Genomic DNA, 17,642 nt, shown 5'->3' on the forward strand with positions numbered 1-17,642 from the left:
AGGATGGTGTTGCTGCACGTTATGATGCATACTAATTGAAAACAATTTCCATACATTGAGACAAAATGTCCCAGTTGAAAACCATACAAGATGAACATTTGACTATCTGGTTGCCGCGCTTGGCAGGGAACAAAGGGCCACGTTTCTTGCAGATTGCCGATGCCTTGCAGGCGGCGGTGGCAGACGGATCGGTGAAGCCGGGTGAGCGCCTGCCGACGCAGCGCCAGCTGGCAGCACAGCTGGGCGTCGACCTGACGACGATCACGCGCGCATACGACGAAGCCCGGCGCCGCCACTTGCTGGAGGGACGCGGTGCCCGGGGCACGTATGTCGCGGCGCCGAAAGTCGAATTGACCGCTATCCTCGACCTGAGCATGAACACCCCGCCACCGCCGGAGGGCGTGGACTTCGACGATATGTTGAAACAAGGTTTGTCGCAGGTCTTGATGCGGGCCGATAATGAATTGCTGATGACTTACCACCTGGGCGGGGGAAGCGACTCCGACCGCAAGGCTGGAGCCCATTGGCTGGCACCGATGTTCGGATACCTGGATTTTCGGCAGCTTGTGGTCTGTCCGGGCGCGCAGGCGGCGATCGCCGCATTGATCCTTGCGCTGACGGAGCCTGGCGATGTGATCCTGGCGGAACCGACGAGTTATCCCGGCTTGCGTGCCGCGGCGAGCCAGTTCGGCCGCCACGTCATTGCCGTGGAAGCGGATCAGCATGGGATGCTGCCCGGGATGCTCGAGGAAGCGTGCCGCCAGCACCGGCCCGGGCTGATCTACCTCAATCCGACCTTGCAGAACCCGACCGCCGCCACCATGCCGGAACGCCGGCGCAAGGAGCTCGCCGGCGTCGCGCAGCGCTGCAATGCACGCATCGTCGAGGACGACCCCTACTGGCTCCTTGCCGATGCCCCGCCGCCGCCCATTGCCACGTTTGCCCCGGAACACGTGGTCTACATCTCGACCCTGTCGAAATGCCTGACGCCCGGCTTGCGTGTCGCCTTCGTGCTGATGCGCGACCCGATTGAACGCGAACGTTTCCTGGTCGCGCTACGATCCTTTGCGCTGATGGTCGCTCCTCTGACGGCCGCACTGGCCACGCAGTGGATACTCGACGGTTCGGCTGACGGATTGATGGAAGGCGTACGCAACGAGGCGCGCCTGCGCCACCGGATGGCGCGCGATATCCTGGCGGGGCGCTACAGCGGCAGTGGCGACGGCCTGCATGTATGGCTCGAGTTGCCGGCATATTGGAACTCCTCGCAGCTCGCGCGCGCAGCCGCCAGCTCCGGCATCGCGGTCACGCCGGCGGAGGCCTTCGCCACGGGCAGTGCATCGGTGAACGCCATCCGGATCTCTTTGGGGTGCATCAAGGACCGTGGCCGCTTGCAGGCGGGTCTTCAACGGCTGTCTCATTTGCTTGCGCAGCGGCCCGAGTCGTTCAGCGCTGCTGTGGTTTGATTGTCCAGGGCGGGCATACCCGAGCAAGGGTAATGCCATGGGAATCTTGGAACATCCGCAATCACGTTCTTATGTAGGTATCCGTGGTCTTGTCTGTCTGCCAGCCATCCCCCGTTTTCGCCATCCTGTCCCCCGATTGTCGTCCCCTGTCGCTGTCGTCAACCTGGCAGCACGGCTTTCGCCTATGATGGACTGGCACGTGCACAATGATTATGTTTTCCCTTCATTCAACAACCATGAGGTGTCCATGATTCGCTATGTCCTGCCTGCCCTGTTGTTCGCCAGCGTACTGCCGGCGCATGCCCAAGTCCCTGTCAAGGAAACGCCGCTGATCGAGCGGGCCAAGCTGTTCGGCAATCCCAGCAAGTCCGGTGGCAAGCTCAGCCCCGATGGACGTTGGCTGTCGTGGATCGCGCCGCGCGATGGTGTGCTCAATGTGTGGGTGGCGCCGGCCGGCGACCTGGCGCAGGCGCGGCCGCTGACGGATGAAAAGGTACGGCCCATCCGCGGCAGCTTCTGGTCGCCCGACTCGACAACCTTGCTGTTCATCCAGGACAAGGGCGGCGACGAGAATTTCCTGTTGTACGGGGTGAACGTGGCGACCGGCAAGCAGGTCAATTACACGCCGTTCGAGAAGACGCGCGTGCGTATCGTCCAGATCAGCAGCAAGGTCAGGGACCGCATCCTCGTCGGCATCAATAACCGCGATGCGCGCTGGCACGACGTGTACAGCCTGGACCTGGCCAGCGGCAAGCTGACCCTGGTGCAGCAGAACGATGGTTATGGCGGCTACCTGGCCGATGAATTGCTCAATCTGCGTATCGCCAGCAAGGCGCGCGCCGATGGCGGCATGCAGTATTTCCGCCTGACGGACGGCAAGGTCGAGAGCACGCCGCTGACCGAAGTCGCTCTGGAAGACTCGCAGACGACGGCGCCGCTGGCGTTTACGGTCGACGGCAAGACCTTGTACTGGACCGATTCGCGCGGCCGCAATACCTCGGCGCTGCTGGCGCAGGACGTGGCCAGCGGCAAGACCACGGTCATGGCGCAAGACCCGCGCGCCGACATCGCCGATGCGCTGTACGACACGCGCACGGGCCGGGTGCAGGCCTATACGGTCAATTACCTGCAGCAGGAATATCTGCCGCTGGTGGACGACCTGAAAGCCGACCTGGCTTTCCTGAAGAAAAATACCCAGGGCCAGTTCACGGTGACGTCGCGCACCGATGCCGACGATAAATGGCTGGTGAATGTCGACGCCGTCACGGCGCCGCCATCGAGCTGGCTGTACGAGCGCAAGACCAAAAAGCTCACGCAGCTGTACGTGACGCGTCCGGAACTGGAAGGCGCGCCGCTGGTGCCCATGTATCCGCAGCAGATCAAGGCGCGAGACGGCCTGAACCTGGTGTCTTACCTGACCCTGCCGCAGGCGTCGAAGGCGGGCGCCGGCGGCAAGGCCACGCAGGCGGTGCCGATGGTGCTGCTGGTGCACGGCGGCCCGTGGGCGCGCGACACCTATGGCTACAACGGCTACCACCAGTGGCTGGCCAATCGCGGCTATGCCGTGCTGTCGGTGAACTACCGGGGCTCGACGGGCTTCGGCAAGCAATTCATCTCGGCCGGCGACCTGCAGTGGGGCCGCAAGATGCATGACGATTTGCTCGACGCGGTGCAATGGGCCGTGCAGAGCGGCGTGACGAGCGCCGACAAGGTGGCCATCATGGGCGGCTCGTACGGCGGCTACGCCACCCTGGCTGGCATGGCGTTCACGCCGACGACGTTTGCCTGCGGCGTCGACATCGTCGGCCCGTCGAACCTGTTTACCTTGCTGCAAACCATACCGCCGTACTGGGAAGCGGGCAAGCAGCAGTTCTACAAGCGCATGGGCGACCCGACCACGGAAGAGGGCAGGGCGCTGCTGAAGGAACGCTCGCCGCTGAACTTTGCGCAGAACATCCAGCGCCCGCTGCTGATCGGCCAGGGCGCGAACGACCCGCGCGTCAACGTGGCGGAGTCGGACCAGATCGTGGCGGCCATGGCGGCGAAGAATATTCCCGTCACGTATGTGCTGTTCCCCGACGAGGGCCATGGCTTTGCGCGGCCCGTCAACAATATCGCTTTCAATGCCGTGACGGAAAACTTCCTGGGCCAATGCCTGGCTGGCCGCGCCGAGCCGATCGGCGCCACCCTGAAGGCGTCCACCGCGCAGGTCAAGCATGGCGCCGAGTTTGCGCCGGGCTTGCAGGAGGCGATGCGCTAGGTAGCGAAAGCCGCATGGCAGTTGCAGTGCTGGCGGCCGGGCTTGATGGCCCGTGCCGCCGCATTGCTGCCGGGCGCAGGTGGGGAGAAGTTCATGTCAAAAGCTGTGCCAGAGCGGCAATGCTTGCATTAGAATAAATCATTGCTTCAATCACAGCGTTCACGGAATGGACTACCTGCAATGATGAATGTATTGACTCTGGAACACTTCGCCACGTGCGTCAACGATACATTTGCCGCGATCAGCGACGGGAATGCCGCTTTCATCCTGAAGGAGGTGCGTCCCTTGCAGTCCGCCACGCTGGAGGGCATGCTGCGCGCGCCGTTCAGCTTGGTGTTCCACAATCGTTCCCCCATCCTCTTCAGCCAAAAAATCTTTCAACTGCAGCATGATGCGTTGGGCGAAGTGGGCATTTTCCTGGTGCCCGTGGCGCGTGACAGCGACGGTTTTCTGTATCAGGCGGTGTTCAACTGAGCGTGTTGCCGAAGGGCACAGACGCGGGGACAGGCAGGGCCAGGCAGGCGCCACGCTGGCGCCGCCCATGCACCCGTTCAAGTATCAATCAAATGCAGGAAACTCGCCTTGCAGGGCGATGCAGAAATTCAGCGCCAGCATGGGCTGGCGGTTTTCGTGCGCCTGCCCGCCGCCCGCCGAAGCGACGGCCTGTGGCGCGAACGTGGCGTTGGGTGTTGTCGCCGGCACGAAGGCGTTCGTACCGGTGATGCTGGTGAGGCCATCGCCCGTTTGCGGCACGTTGCGCTGCAGGCTGGCATTGGTCTGGCGGCTCAATGTCAGTTGATGGGTGTGCGCAGGGATCTGCGTGGCGTCCAGCTGGACCGTGTTGGTGCCGAACGTCTCGCCCATCACGCGCGAGGTGAGTCCCGGTCCTTGTCCCTGGCCGCAGGGCGCGCGTCCCGTGAAGTTGGGCAGCTGGAAGGTGTTGACCCCATCGCCGCCATATTGCGTGCCGATTAATGAAAACAGCGCGGCGTATTGGCGTATCTGCAGGGTGGCGCCGTTACAGCTGGCCCACCCGTAGGGTGTGAAATTGAAACCGAAGACTTGTATTTCGCCAATGTACGGTGATGTCACGGTAGGTTCTCCTGATCGATTTTATGGGCTGTGCTTGCGTGCCGGCTGCTATGGCTGGGACGGGTAAATGCCTGCCCATGCGATGCAAAATGATGCGGTCAGGGTTGGCATGGTGTTTTCATGCGCCTGGCTGCCGCCGATCGTACTCGTCGCCGCCGGCGCCAATGCATAGGTGGTGAGGCCAGCCAGGCTGCTGGTGTACATCTTGTCGTTATTGACCGGGGCCGCCAGTTGTGTGCTGGCCGCTGGCGTATTCACCGTCGCCAGCGAGCTGATCGCACTGACCACGTGCGTATGCGCGGGCAGCTGGGTCTGCTGCAAGGTCACCGTTTCGCTGCCGCCTTTTTGCCCCATCACGCGATTGGACAGGCCAGGGCCGGTGCCCTGGTGCAGCGGAACCTGGCCGCGCAGGTCGGGTACGGCAAAGGTGTTGACGCCGTCGCCGCCGTAGGTGGTACCCAGCAGGGTGTACAGCACTTCGTTATCGGCGATCGGTTTCAGGCTGCCGTCGCAGGCAAACCAGCCGGAAGGAATGCGGGGAAAGGAAAACAGGCGGATTTCGCCGACATAGGGTGTGGTCATGACTATGCTCCGTGGGAAGTGGCTGGCATGTTAGTTGCGCGACGGGAAGATACCGCTCAGGGCGATACTGAAATTGAGCACCTGAAATGGTTGCATATTGTTATGCGCCTGGTTGCCGCCTGTCTGAGCCAGGGTCTGGCTGTTCAAGGTCACTTGCGGCCCCGCCGAGCCATAGATGGCTTCCGCGCCGCTGCCGCCGTACAGCGTGTTGGTCGGGTTCTTCGTGGTGCCGGGTGTGGTCGAGGCATTCAGTGCATGCGTATGCGCGGGAATCTGGGTCAATGTCAATGTGATAGCTTCCGCACCCGCGCGCGCGCCGATCGGATAGGGACTGGGTTGCCAGGAACCGTCCGCCGAATTGCCTGCACCGACAGGAGTACTGCCCTGCAGGTTGGGCAAGGCGAAGGTGGTGGTGCCATTGCCGCCATACGCAGTTCCCAACAGTGCAAACAGCGCCTGATTCTGCGTAATGGGCAGCAATTGCCCGTTACATGCTGCAAATCCTCTCGGCGCAAAATTGAAGCCGCTCATCATGATCTGTCCCAGATATACATCAGCCATCGTCGCTCTCCCACGGTTGCAATGTCATCAAATGCTAAATGGGTAATATTTTCCATTTGCAATCAATATTGTTTTTTGAAAAACCCTTTTTGTTATAGTTACTTTATTGAAATCTCGGAGTAGCATACGTTGTCATATGGCAAGCGTCAACATCTGTTGGCCCTGTAGAAGAGCCTTGACTGGCCTGGCTTGCAGCCTGAATTCACGTTCCTTTTTTGTCTAAAAAACTGTGTATTGGAGAAATCATGTTGCGTACTAGCAACGATGTCCTCGTCCGCCCGGCGTTTTCTTTTCTGCTTTCTTTTTTTTCTGAAAACAAGGAACGCTTGCCAAACCGGGCCGCTGACGGGCCGTCAGTGTCCGGCCGTTTCCTGCACTGGTGCGCTTCGCTGTGCTTGCTGATGCTGGCGTTCGGCGCAGGCCCGGCACAGGCGGGGCCGAGCATAAAATGTCCTCCCAATCAGAGTTTTACCGTCGCCTCCGGCGGCTCCTATGTGATTGATATGTCAGCGTGCAGCAGCTTTGGCCTGACGGAAAACATCCCGGGGGCGTTGCACGGCACGATTACCGGCCTTGTCAATAACGGTACCGGCATCGCGACCTATATCAACAATGGCGACGGGGCGCTGTCCGACAGTTTTGTCCTGCTGGATGAGGATAGCCAGACAATGACGTTTACGGTGACCGTCTTGCCTGCCGCGGCGGCCTTTACCGTGTCGCCGGGCAGTTTGACGGCGCCCGTGATTGGCGTGCCGTACAGCCAGGCCATGTCGGCCAGCGGCGGCGTGGCTCCCTACACCTACGCGTTGGATTCCGGCACCTTGCCGCCAGGTATCACCGTGTCGTCGAGCGGCGTGATTTCCGGCACCGTGACGGCGACCGGCGCCTATGTGTTCGCCATCAAGGTGACGGACTCGACATCAGGCACGCCGCTGACCGTTACCAAGAATTATTCGGTGTCGATCGCGGTACCCACCTTGTCCATCACGCCCACCACGCTGACGGCGGGCGGAGTGTCTGCGCCCTACAGCCAGCAACTGAGCACCTCCGGCGGCACCGCGCCCTACACGTATGTGGTGGAATCGGGGTCCTTGCCACCGGGCGTGACCTTGTCGGCCAGTGGTTTGTTATCGGGCACGCCCAGCGCCATCAACACCTATAACTTTGTGATCAAATCGACGGATGTCACGGGCGGCAATGGGCCGTACAACACGTCCAGAAGCTATTCGATGGTGATCAACGCCCAGCCGCCGCCGACCATCACCGGCGTGTCGCCCGCGTCCGGCCCGACGGCCGGCGGCACGAGCGTCACCATCACGGGTACCGGCTTTACGGGTGTCACGGCGCTGAAGTTTGGCGCCAACAATGGCGTCGGCGTCACCGTCGTCAATTCCACGACCATGACCGCCACCTCGCCAGCTGGTAGTGCCGGCACCGTGAACGTGACCGTGACGGCGACCGGGGGCACCAGCGCCACCGGCGCCGCGAACCAGTTCACGTACATTCCTGCGCCAACGGTCACCAGCATTTCTCCCACGGCGGGTCCCTCCGCCGGCGGCACCACGGTCACCATCACGGGCACTGGTTTTACCGGCGCCACCGCAGTGACCTTCGGCGCCACGGCGGCGAGCGGCTTCACGGTCAACAGCGCCACGCAGATCACGGCGACGGCGCCGGCCGGCACGGGCACGGTGGACGTGCGCGTCACCACGACGGGCGGCACCAGCGCCACCAGCGCGGCGGACCAGTACACCTTTGTGGCGTCACCGACGGTGACGAGCATTTCCCCGACTGCCGGCCCGGCCGCTGGCGGCACCACCGTCACCATCACCGGCACGGGTTTTGCCAGTACGACGGCCGTGACCTTCGGCGCCACGGCGGCGACCGGCTTCACGGTCAACAGCGCCACGCAGATCACGGCGACGGCACCAAGCGGCACTGGCACGGTCGACGTACGCGTGACCACCATTGGCGGCACCAGCGCCACCAGCGCCGCCGACCAATTTACCTATGTCGCGGCACCAGCGGTGAGCAGCATTTCACCGACCTCGGGTCCTGTCACTGGTGGCACCACGGTCATCATCACAGGCACGGGTTTTAGCGGCACCACGGCGGTGACCTTCGGCGCCACGGCGGCGACCGGCTTTACCGTCAACAGCGCCACGCAGATCACGGCGACGGCGCCGGCACACAGCGCCGGCACGGTGGACGTGCGCGTCACCACGGCAGGCGGCACCAGTGCCACCAGCGCCGCCGACCAATTTACCTATGTCGCGGCACCGGCGGTCACCAGCATTTCGCCGACTGCCGGTCCGGCAACCGGCGGCACCACGGTCACCATCACGGGAACGGGATTTAGCGGCACGACGGCGGTGACCTTCGGCGCCACGGCGGCGAGCGGCTTCACGGTCAACAGCGCCACGCAGATCACGGCGACGGCACCAAGCGGCACTGGCACGGTGGACGTGCGCGTCACCACGACGGGCGGCACCAGCGCCACCAGCGCGGCGGACCAGTACACCTTTGTGGCGGCACCTGCGGTGACGAGCATTTCCCCGACTGCCGGCCCTGCCACTGGCGGCACCACCGTCACCATCAGCGGCACGGGCTTTACCGGCGCTACGGCGGTCACCTTCGGCGCTACGGCGGCCACCGGCTTCACCGTCAACAGCGCCACGCAGATCACGGCGACGGCGCCTGCCGGCACCGGCACGGTCGACGTACGCGTCACCACGCCAGGCGGCACCAGCGCTACCAGTGCGGCGGATCAGTTCACGTATGTGGGCGCACCGATCGTGAGCGGTATTTCCCCCACATTTGGTCCTGCAGGCGGCGGCGCCAGCGTCACCATCACCGGTTCGAATTTTAGCGGCACGACGGCCGTGACCTTCGGCGCCACGGCGGCGACCGGCTTTACCGTCAACAGCGCCACGCAGATCACGGCGACGGCGCCGGCACACAGCGCCGGCACGGTGGACGTGCGCGTCACCACGGCAGGCGGCACCAGCGCCACCAGCGCGGCGGACCAGTTCACCTATGTGGCGGCCCCCGTCGCCGGCGCCGTCAGTGCGACGGTGGCGTATGGCAGCAGCGCCAATCCGATCACCCTGGTCTTGAGCGGAGGTACCGCTACCTCGGTGGCCGTGGCGTCCGCAGCTGCGCATGGCACGGCGACGGCCAGCGGCACCACCATCAGCTACACGCCGACAGCCGGGTATGGCGGCAGCGACAGCTTTACCTACACGGCCACCAATGGCAGCGGCACGTCGGCGCCGGCCACCGTGACGATCACCGTCAGTGCGCCGACCGTGACGGTCGCGCCAGCCACCGTGCCCGGCGCTACCGTGGGCGCGGCCTATAGCCAGAGCATCACCGCCGCGAACGGCCAGGCGCCGTACACGTATGCGATCAGCGCCGGCGCCTTGCCGGCCGGCCTGAGCCTGTCCGGCGGCGGTACGCTGTCCGGCACGCCGACAGCCGCCGGCACCTTCAACTTTACCGTGAGGGCCACGGACAGCTCGACGGGCAATGGCCCGTACGTGGGTGCGCGCGCTTACTCGATGACGGTGGGGGCGCCAACGATTACGGTGGCGCCGTCGACCCTGCCGGCGATGACAGCCGGCGTTGCCTACAGCCAGGGCATCACTGCCGCTGGCGGCACGACGACATATAGCTATGCCATCACCGGCGGCAGCCTGCCCACGGGCCTGAGCCTGGCGCCGGACGGCACCTTGTCCGGCACGCCCACGGCGGTCGGCCCATATAACTTTACCGTTACGGCCACCGACAGCAGCACGGGCGTGGGTTCGCCTTACACGGGATCGCGCGCCTATTCCGGTACGGTGGTGGTGGCGCTGCCAGTGGCGGGCAATGTCAACGCTACGGTGCCATACGGCAGCGGCGCCACTGCGATTCCCCTGAATCTGACGGGCGGGGCGGCGACGTCGGTGGCGGTGGCCTCCGCCGCGGCGCACGGCACGGCGACGGCCAACGGCACCAGCATCACTTACACGCCAGCGGCCGGCTATGCCGGTCCGGATAGTTTTACCTATACGGTCACCAATGGCAGCGGCACGTCGGCGGCTGCCACCGTGACGGTAACGGTGGGCATCCCCAATATCAGCCTGACGCCGGCCACCTTGCCGAATCCGACAGCGGAAGCGGCTTACACGACAACCTTGACGGCGGCGGGCGGCACGGCGCCATACACCTTCAGCATCAGCAGCGGCGGCCTGCCTGCCGGCTTGACGCTGAATGCATCCACCGGCGTGCTGTCCGGCACGACGAATGTGGCTGGCAGCTTCCCTGTCAGCATCAAGGTCACCGACAGCAGCACGGGGACGGGCGCGCCGTTCAGCGCCACCAACAGCTATACCTTGACAGTTGCTGCCCCCGTCATCGCGGTGACACCCGGCACCTTGCCGGCAGCGACAGTGGCCACGGCGTATAGCCAGCAACTGACGGCCAGCGGCGGTGTCGCTCCGTATGCCTACACCGTGTCGTCCGGCAGCCTGCCTGCCGGCCTCACGCTGAACAGCAGCGGCTTGATCAGCGGTACGCCGACGGCGGCCGGCAGTTTCACCGTGACGATGCAGGCGGAAGATGCGCACCTGTTTGCCGGCACGCAAAGCTATACCCTGGTCGTGGCGTCGGCCACGGTCAGTCTGACGCCAGCGACCTTGCCCAATGCCACGGCTGAGGCAGCCTATACGGCAACCTTGACAGCGGCGGGCGGCACGGCACCATACACGTTCAGCGTCGGCAGCGGTACCTTGCCAGTTGGCCTGAGCCTGAATGCGTCCACCGGCGTGCTGTCCGGCACGACGAATGTCGCGGGCAGTTTCACGTTCGGCATCAAGGTCACCGACAGCAGCACGGGGGCGGGGGCGCCGTTCAGCGCCACCAACAGCTATACCCTGAGCGTCGGCGCGCCGGCCATCACGGTGACGCCAGGCACCTTGCCGGCAGCGACAGTGGCCACGGCTTACAGCCAGCAACTGACGGCCAGCGGCGGTGTCGCTCCGTATGCCTACACCGTGTCGTCCGGCAGCCTGCCTGCCGGCCTCACCTTGAGCGGCAGCGGTTTGCTCAGCGGTACGCCAACGGCGGCCGGCAGCGTCACCTTGACCGTGCAGGCGGCCGACGCGCACCAGTTCACCGGCACGCAAAGCTACGCTCTGGTGGTGTCGTCGGCCAATGTCGGTCTGACGCCAGCGACCTTGCCCAATGCCACTGCGGAAGCGGCCTACACGACAACCCTGACGGCGGCGGGCGGTACGGCGCCGTACACGTTCAGCGTCAGCAGCGGCAACCTGCCTGCCGGCCTGACGCTGAATGCGTCCACCGGCGTGCTGTCCGGCACGACCAATGTGGCTGGCAGCTTCCCTGTCAGCATCAAGGTCACCGACAGCAGCACGGGGACTGGGGCGCCGTTCAGCGCCACCAACAGCTATACCTTGACAGTCGCTACCCCCGTCATCGCGCTGACGCCAGGCACCTTGCCGGCGCCGAAAGTGGCCACGGCTTACAGCCAGCAACTGACGGCCAGCGGCGGTGTCGCTCCGTATGCCTATACGGTATCGGGCGGCAGCCTGCCTGCCGGTCTCACCTTGAGCGGCAGCGGTTTGCTCAGCGGTACGCCGACGGCGGCCGGCAGCGTCACCTTGACCGTGCAGGCGGCCGACGCGCACCAGTTCACCGGCACGCAAAGCTATACCCTGGTGGTGTCGTCGGCCAATGTCGGTCTGACGCCAGCGACTTTGCCCAATGCCACGGCTGAGGCAGCCTATACGGCAACCTTGACAGCGGCGGGCGGCACGGCGCCGTACACCTTCAGCGTCAGCAGCGGCAGTCTGCCTGCCGGCTTGACGCTGAATGCGTCCACCGGCGTGCTGTCCGGCACGACGAATGTGGCTGGCAGCTTCCCTGTCAGCATCAAGGTTACCGACAGCAGCACGGGGGCGGGGGCGCCGTTCAGCGCCACCAACAGCTATACCCTGAGCGTCGGCGCGCCAGCCATCACGGTGACGCCAGGTACCTTGCCGGCGCCGAAAGTGGCCACGGCGTACAGCCAGCAATTGGCGGCCAGCGGCGGTGTCGCTCCGTATGCCTATACAGTGTCGTCCGGCAGCCTGCCTGCCGGCCTCACCTTGAGCGGCAGCGGTTTGCTCAGCGGTACGCCAACGGCGGCCGGCAGCGTCACCTTGACCGTCCAGGCGGCCGACGCGCACCAGTTCACCGGCACGCAAAGCTATACCCTGGTGGTGTCGTCGGCCAATGTCGGTCTGACGCCAGCGACCTTGCCCAATGCCACGGCTGAGGTAGCCTATACGACAACCCTGACAGCGGCGGGCGGCACGGCGCCATACACCTTCAGCGTCAGCAGCGGCAGCCTGCCTGCCGGCTTGACGCTGAATGCATCCACCGGCGTGTTGTCCGGCACGACGAATGTGGCTGGCAGCTTCCCTGTCAGCATCAAGGTCACCGACAGCAGCACAGGGGCGGGGGCGCCGTTCAGTGCCACCAACAGCTATACCCTGAGCGTCGGCGCACCGGCCATCGCGCTGACACCCGGCACCTTGCCGGCAGCGACAGTGGCCACGGCGTACAGCCAGCAACTGACGGCCAGCGGCGGCGTCGCTCCGTATGCCTACACCGTGTCGTCCGGCAGCCTGCCTGCCGGTCTCACCTTGAACAGCAGCGGTTTGCTCAGTGGCACGCCGACGGCGGCCGGCAGTTTCACCGTGACGATGCAGGCGGAAGATGCACACCTGTTTGCCGGCACGCAAAGCTATACCCTGGTCGTGGCGTCGGCCACGGTCAGCCTGACGCCTGCTACCTTGCCGAATCCGACGGCGGAAGCGCCTTACAGCGCGACCCTGACGGCGGCGGGCGGCACGGCACCATACACGTTCAGCGTCGGCAGCGGTACCTTGCCAGTTGGCCTGAGCCTGAATGCGTCCACCGGCGTGCTGTCCGGCACGACGAATGTCGCGGGCAGTTTCACGTTCGGCATCAAGGTGACGGACAGCAGCACAGGCGTGGGGGCGCCGTTTAGCGCCAGCAACAGCTACACGCTGGCCGTGGCGGCACCCGCCTTGAGCCTGACACCGTCCAGCCTGGCCGCCATCCGCGCCGGCGATGCCTACAGCCAGCCATTCACGGCGGCCGGCGGCGTCGCGCCGTATGCGTATTCGGTGAGCAGCGGCGCCTTGCCGGCCGGCCTCGTGCTCGATGCCGCCAGTGGCGTGCTGAGCGGCACACCGACCGCGTTCGGCAGCTTCAGCTTCACCGTGCAAGCGAAAGATGCGCACCAGTTCACGGTGCAGCAAGCGCTGACCTTGCTGGTGAACCAGGCGCCGCCGCCCGTGGTCAATGAGTCGGGGACGACTTCGGCCAACCAGGAGGTGAGTCTGACCATTGATGCGGCCGACGGCAGTCCCATCACGGCAGTGACCATCGTCACGCCGCCCAGCCATGGACGGGTCGATATCGTTTCGTCGGCGCGCATGGCAGGTCTGGCACGCGGCGTCGCAGCAGCAGTAGCAGCCCCTGCTGTCAGCCGCTTCATCGTCACCTATACGCCGAACAAGGATTACTTCGGTCCTGACAGCTTCAGCTATACGCTGACGGGCCCCGGCGGCGTATCGGCGCCGGCCACCTTCAGCCTGACGGTGGCGCCGCAGCCGGTGCCGGTACCTGTCGCCAAGACGGCGACGGTACTGGCCGGCACGCCGGTGACCCTGCATGTGACGGAAGGCGCGACGGGCGGGCCGTTCACGGCAGTGGCCATCACCACGGCGCCTGCCAGCGGCACGGCGGTCGTCAATGGCATGGACATCGTCTACACGCCGGGCATCAATACCAGCGGCGACGTCAGCATCGGCTACACCTTGTCGAACGTGTTCGGCACCTCGGCGCCGGTGAAATCGACGATCACCGTCAATCCGATGCCGCAAGTGGTCAGCCAGAGCGTCACGGTGGTGGCCGGCCTGACGGTGACGGTCGACCTGACGGCAGGCGCCACGGGCGGCCCGTTCACGGCGGCCAATGTACTGAGCGTGGCGCCGGCGGAGGCGGGCAAGGTGGTGGTGCGCGACGCGGGCACGGCCGGCAAACCGTCGTATCAGCTGAGCTTTGCGGCGTCGGGCAAGTTCTCCGGTGCGGCCGTCGTCAGCTACACCCTGAGCAATGCCTTTGCCACCTCGAAGCCGGGCGTGGTCAACGTCACCGTGACGGCGCGCCGCGACCCGTCGGTCGATCCGGAAGTGGTCGGCCTGCAGGCGGCGCAAGCCGATGCGGCGCGGCGCTTTGCCAGCGCGCAGCTGTCGAACTTCACGCAGCGCCTGGAAAGCCTGCATGGCGATGGCTGGGGACGCTCGAACTTTGGCCTGAGCCTGACGCCGCCGAACGACAGCGGCAATCCGACGGCGGCGCTGGCGCGCTGGCAGGAGCAGGAAGCGGACCGCGTCTTCGGCACCGCGGTGAAACCGTTCATGCGCAAGGCGGCCTTGCGCCAGCCTGACAGTGGTTTCAGCAGCGAGCGGCAACAGGCGGACGTCAGCCAGGCCACCAGCGGCTTGCCGGACATGCCGCAGAAGCCGGACACGCAGAAGCAGGCGCTGGCGTTGTGGCTCGGTGGCGCGGTCGACTTCGGCCAGCACTATGTGAATGGCCGCGACACGGGCTTCCGCTTCCGCACCAATGGCGTCAGCGTGGGGGGCGATTACCGCCTCAGCGACCTGGCGACCCTGGGCGTGGGCGCCGGTTTCAGCCATGACCGCAGCGACGTGGGCCAGAACGGCAGCCGCAGCACGGCCGACAGCGCCGTGGCCGCCGTGTATGGCAGCCTGCGTCCAAGCAAGGGCGTCTTCCTCGACGGTGTGCTTGGCTACGGCACCTTGCAGTACGACGCTTCGCGCTACCTGTCCGATGGCAGCGGTTTCGCCACGGGCGAACGCGACGGCAAACAGGTGTTCGGCGCGCTGGTGGGCGGTATCGAGATGCGCCATGACACCTGGATGTGGTCGCCATATGGCCGCGTGGAACTGATGTCGGCCAAGCTCGACCCGTACACGGAGAAGGCGACGGGCATCAATGCCTTGAGCTACTTCAAGCAGACCGTGCGTTCGCGCATCGGCGCGCTGGGCGTGCGGGCCGAGGGTATCTATGTCGGCGGCCTGGGCACGTGGTTCCCGCGCGCGCGGCTCGAGTACCGTCACCAGTTCCAGGGCGCCGATGATGCGCGCCTAGCATATGCCGACCTGGTGGCCGACGGCCCCGTGTACGTGATCCGCACCGTGCCGCAGCAGACGGGCAACTGGGCGGCGGGGCTGGGCGTCAAATTGCTGCTGTCGAACGGCATGACCATCACCCTGGACTACAACAGCAATCTGAATATCGATAGCGGTCGTACCCAGTCGGTGATGTTCGGGATCGCCATGCCGCTCAAGTAATCAGTCACGCAGTCAGGCTAACCCTGATCGCCGGCCCGGGAAACACTTCCGGTCCGGCGATTTTTTTGGCTCTGTCCCCGCTAAGTAGGGGAAGTCCGGGAATCTTCCTGTGTCCTTGCTGTCTGACTGTGCATCGCAGACAAACGGGAGCCTTCCATGCAGACCGGTCAATGGAACACCTTCATCGCCCAGTTCGCCGCACTGAACCGTCGCCAGCGTCTGGCGGGTATCGCTCTGCTGCGAGGAAGCGCACCGCAGGACGCTGCCGTGGCACTAGTCGAAAGCGTGGCCCGGCAGCGATTGCACTGTCCTGCCTGCAATAGCAATCATGCTCACCGGCATGGCCATGCGCACGGACTGCAGCGCTACCGTTGCGTGCCGTGCGGCCGCACTTTCAATGCGCTCACCGGCACGCCGCTGGCGCGCTTGCGCCATAAATTACTGTGGCTCGATTACGCTGATTGCCTGCTGGCATCGGATTCCGTGCGCAAGGCGGCGTTAGCGCTGGGCGTGCACCGCAACACCACCTTTCGCTGGCGCCACCGGTTTTTATCGTTGGCAAAGACGGACCGGCCGCATTGCCTGCATGGCATTGCCGAAGCGGACGAACTGTATGTGCTCGAATCGGAAAAGGGAGCGCGACATCTGACCCGTCCGGCGCGCTGCCGGGGCGGTCATGCCAGCAAACGTGGCATTTCCGATGAGCAGGTCTGCATCCTGGTGGCGCGCGATCGCACGGGACAGACCCTCGATTTCGTCACGGGAAAAGGGGCGCTGACGAAGGCGCAGGTGCGCCATTATTTGTTGCCCATGATCGACAAGGATATCCTGTTGGTCACCGATGGCCATGCCGCCTATCGCGCCTTTGCCCGTGAAGCGGGGATCAGCCACCAGGCCGTCAATTTGCGCGCAGGCATCCGGGTGCAGGGCGCCGTGCATGTGCAGAACGTCAATGCCTATCACAGCCGCCTGCGGGAATGGCTACGCCCCTTTCACGGCGTGGCGACGCGCTACCTGCCGAATTACCTGGGCTGGCGCTGGATACTCGACGCCGGGCGCATCTGTTCGCCGGAAACATTATTGAAGGCAACACTGGGAGCATTCCCACATTTGACGGTGACATAGCCAATTTTTTTTACCGGTGCGCCGTCACGCCGTCACAGCGCCCACGGATGTTCTTCGGCGCCGGCGACGATGCCGCCCAGCACGGCCTGGTCGCGTTCGGCATGGCTCTGGCGCAGGAACACGGGCAGGTCGGCCGCCAGGCGCGCGAAGTGGGCATCGCGGCACAGGGGGCCGGCCCCCAGCGCGCGCGTGGCCAGGTGCAGCACCTGGGTGGCCGCGTCTTCCGTTGCCAGGCGCAGGCGAAGCGCCAGAGCCATCGCATCGCTTTGCGGATGCCGGTCGATCTCGGCGGCGCCTTCGCGCAGCAGGGCGGCCACGGCGCGCAGGGCGCAGTCGATCTGCCCCAGTTGCGCCAGGCGCACGGGATCGGGCGCAGCGTGCTGCGCGCGTGCATGCAGGTGGCTGGCGAGGGCGCAGGCGGCGCCATACCAGGCGGCCGCGATGCCGGCGGCGCCGTGCCAGAAGCCGGGGCGGGCCAGATAGGTTTCCGGTGCGCCCATGGGAAAGGCGCGCGCGGCGGAAAAGGTCACGTCGACGCTGGCGCTGGCGAGCATGCCGACGGCTTGCCAGCCCTCGTCCGTGACGTGCACGCCCGGCTGCGACAGGGCTACCGAGGCGAGGCAAGCCTGGTGATCGTCGTTCCAGCAGCTGATCAAGGCATGGCTGAGGCCCTTCGCCCCGGAACACCAGGCCTTGCGCCCGTCGAGCACATGGCGGCCCTCGGCCGTTTGCCGCAGCCTGACGCGCGCGCCCGGCAGGTCCGCGCTCCAGACGCCCCACAGGCTGCCGGCCGGCACGCCGGGAGCGCCGATTTCCGCCAGGATGGCGAGCGCGTCCGTATGGCTTTCGTACAGCTTGAGCAGGGAGAGGTCGATGGCGGCGACGGCGGCCAGCATTTGCCAGCGCTGCAGGGTGGCGCCGTGGCCGGGCAGGGGCAACTGGTCCAGTCCCGCGTCGCGCAGGCGCCGCAAGCCGTCGATGGGAAGAAAAGCGCCGTCTTGCGGCTGCAGCAGGGTGGCCAGCGCAGCGTTGGACGGCAGGGAGAAGGCATTGATCGACATGGCAAGCTCCTTTTTTCAACAGGATGGCTTTGTGCTTTTG

General features: G+C 65.2%; 9 protein-coding genes. 5 read left to right on the forward strand and 4 right to left on the reverse strand.

Features of this window, described 5'->3' with window-relative positions; all coding sequences use genetic code 11:
• The first annotated feature begins 65 nt into the window (after nt 1-65).
• The 3 genes from ACQ4WQ_RS03170 to ACQ4WQ_RS03180 all read left to right on the forward strand — a co-directional run bounded on the left by ACQ4WQ_RS03170 (nt 66) and on the right by ACQ4WQ_RS03180 (nt 4,200).
• Complete coding sequence (locus tag ACQ4WQ_RS03170) at nt 66-1,466, forward strand: aminotransferase-like domain-containing protein (RefSeq protein WP_436494616.1); 1,401 nt, start codon at nt 66-68, stop codon at nt 1,464-1,466.
• A gap of 247 nt (nt 1,467-1,713) precedes the next feature.
• Entirely contained in the window at nt 1,714-3,726 is a 2,013-nt protein-coding gene (locus ACQ4WQ_RS03175; RefSeq protein WP_436494618.1) for a S9 family peptidase, read from the forward strand.
• Nucleotides 3,727-3,906: 180 nt separating this feature from the next.
• Complete coding sequence (locus ACQ4WQ_RS03180) at nt 3,907-4,200, forward strand: DUF6916 family protein (RefSeq protein ID WP_326459995.1); 294 nt, start codon at nt 3,907-3,909, stop codon at nt 4,198-4,200.
• An 84-nt stretch (nt 4,201-4,284) separates the two neighbouring features.
• Here ACQ4WQ_RS03180 and ACQ4WQ_RS03185 read toward each other — a convergent pair whose 3' ends face one another.
• From ACQ4WQ_RS03185 to ACQ4WQ_RS03195, 3 genes are read right to left on the reverse strand one after another with little or no spacing between them, the layout of a single operon-like run.
• Entirely contained in the window at nt 4,285-4,818 is a 534-nt protein-coding gene (locus ACQ4WQ_RS03185) for a phage tail protein (RefSeq protein ID WP_436494620.1), read from the reverse strand.
• Nucleotides 4,819-4,866: 48 nt separating this feature from the next.
• Nucleotides 4,867-5,400, reverse strand: coding sequence for a phage tail protein (locus ACQ4WQ_RS03190; protein ID WP_436494622.1), 534 nt, complete (start codon nt 5,398-5,400; stop codon nt 4,867-4,869).
• Between the two features lie 30 nt (nt 5,401-5,430).
• On the reverse strand, nt 5,431-5,934 hold the full coding sequence (locus ACQ4WQ_RS03195; RefSeq protein WP_436494624.1) for a phage tail protein: 504 nt from the start codon (nt 5,932-5,934) through the stop codon (nt 5,431-5,433).
• A 530-nt stretch (nt 5,935-6,464) separates the two neighbouring features.
• On the opposite strand from ACQ4WQ_RS03195, the gene ACQ4WQ_RS03200 reads away from it, so the two are divergent.
• A complete protein-coding gene (locus tag ACQ4WQ_RS03200) occupies nt 6,465-15,416 on the forward strand; it encodes a putative Ig domain-containing protein (RefSeq protein WP_436494626.1) in 8,952 nt (2,983 codons plus the stop codon).
• Between the two features lie 156 nt (nt 15,417-15,572).
• Entirely contained in the window at nt 15,573-16,541 is a 969-nt protein-coding gene (locus tag ACQ4WQ_RS03205) for an IS1595 family transposase (RefSeq protein ID WP_436494628.1), read from the forward strand.
• Between the two features lie 32 nt (nt 16,542-16,573).
• Here the strand turns inward: ACQ4WQ_RS03205 and ACQ4WQ_RS03210 are convergent, their stop codons facing one another.
• Complete coding sequence (locus ACQ4WQ_RS03210; protein WP_436494630.1) at nt 16,574-17,602, reverse strand: acyl-CoA dehydrogenase family protein; 1,029 nt, start codon at nt 17,600-17,602, stop codon at nt 16,574-16,576.
• Nucleotides 17,603-17,642: the final 40 nt, after the last annotated feature.

The sequence above is a fragment of the Janthinobacterium goodfellowi genome (genome assembly GCF_051380695.1).
In the GTDB taxonomy this organism is placed as follows: Bacteria; Pseudomonadota; Gammaproteobacteria; order Burkholderiales; family Burkholderiaceae_D; genus Janthinobacterium.

Excerpts from the sequence above, each read along its gene's own strand:
- ACQ4WQ_RS03195 (WP_436494624.1), bottom strand. The coding sequence starts at position 5,934 with ATGATGAGCGGCTTCAATTTTGCGCCGAGAGGATTTGCAGCATGTAAC.
- ACQ4WQ_RS03175 (WP_436494618.1), top strand. The coding sequence starts at position 1,714 with ATGATTCGCTATGTCCTGCCTGCCCTGTTGTTCGCCAGCGTACTGCCG.
- ACQ4WQ_RS03200 (WP_436494626.1), top strand. The coding sequence starts at position 6,465 with ATGTCAGCGTGCAGCAGCTTTGGCCTGACGGAAAACATCCCGGGGGCG.
- ACQ4WQ_RS03170 (WP_436494616.1), top strand. The coding sequence starts at position 66 with ATGTCCCAGTTGAAAACCATACAAGATGAACATTTGACTATCTGGTTG.
- ACQ4WQ_RS03180 (WP_326459995.1), top strand. The coding sequence starts at position 3,907 with ATGATGAATGTATTGACTCTGGAACACTTCGCCACGTGCGTCAACGAT.
- ACQ4WQ_RS03190 (WP_436494622.1), bottom strand. The coding sequence starts at position 5,400 with ATGACCACACCCTATGTCGGCGAAATCCGCCTGTTTTCCTTTCCCCGC.
- ACQ4WQ_RS03210 (WP_436494630.1), bottom strand. The coding sequence starts at position 17,602 with ATGTCGATCAATGCCTTCTCCCTGCCGTCCAACGCTGCGCTGGCCACC.
- ACQ4WQ_RS03205 (WP_436494628.1), top strand. The coding sequence starts at position 15,573 with ATGCAGACCGGTCAATGGAACACCTTCATCGCCCAGTTCGCCGCACTG.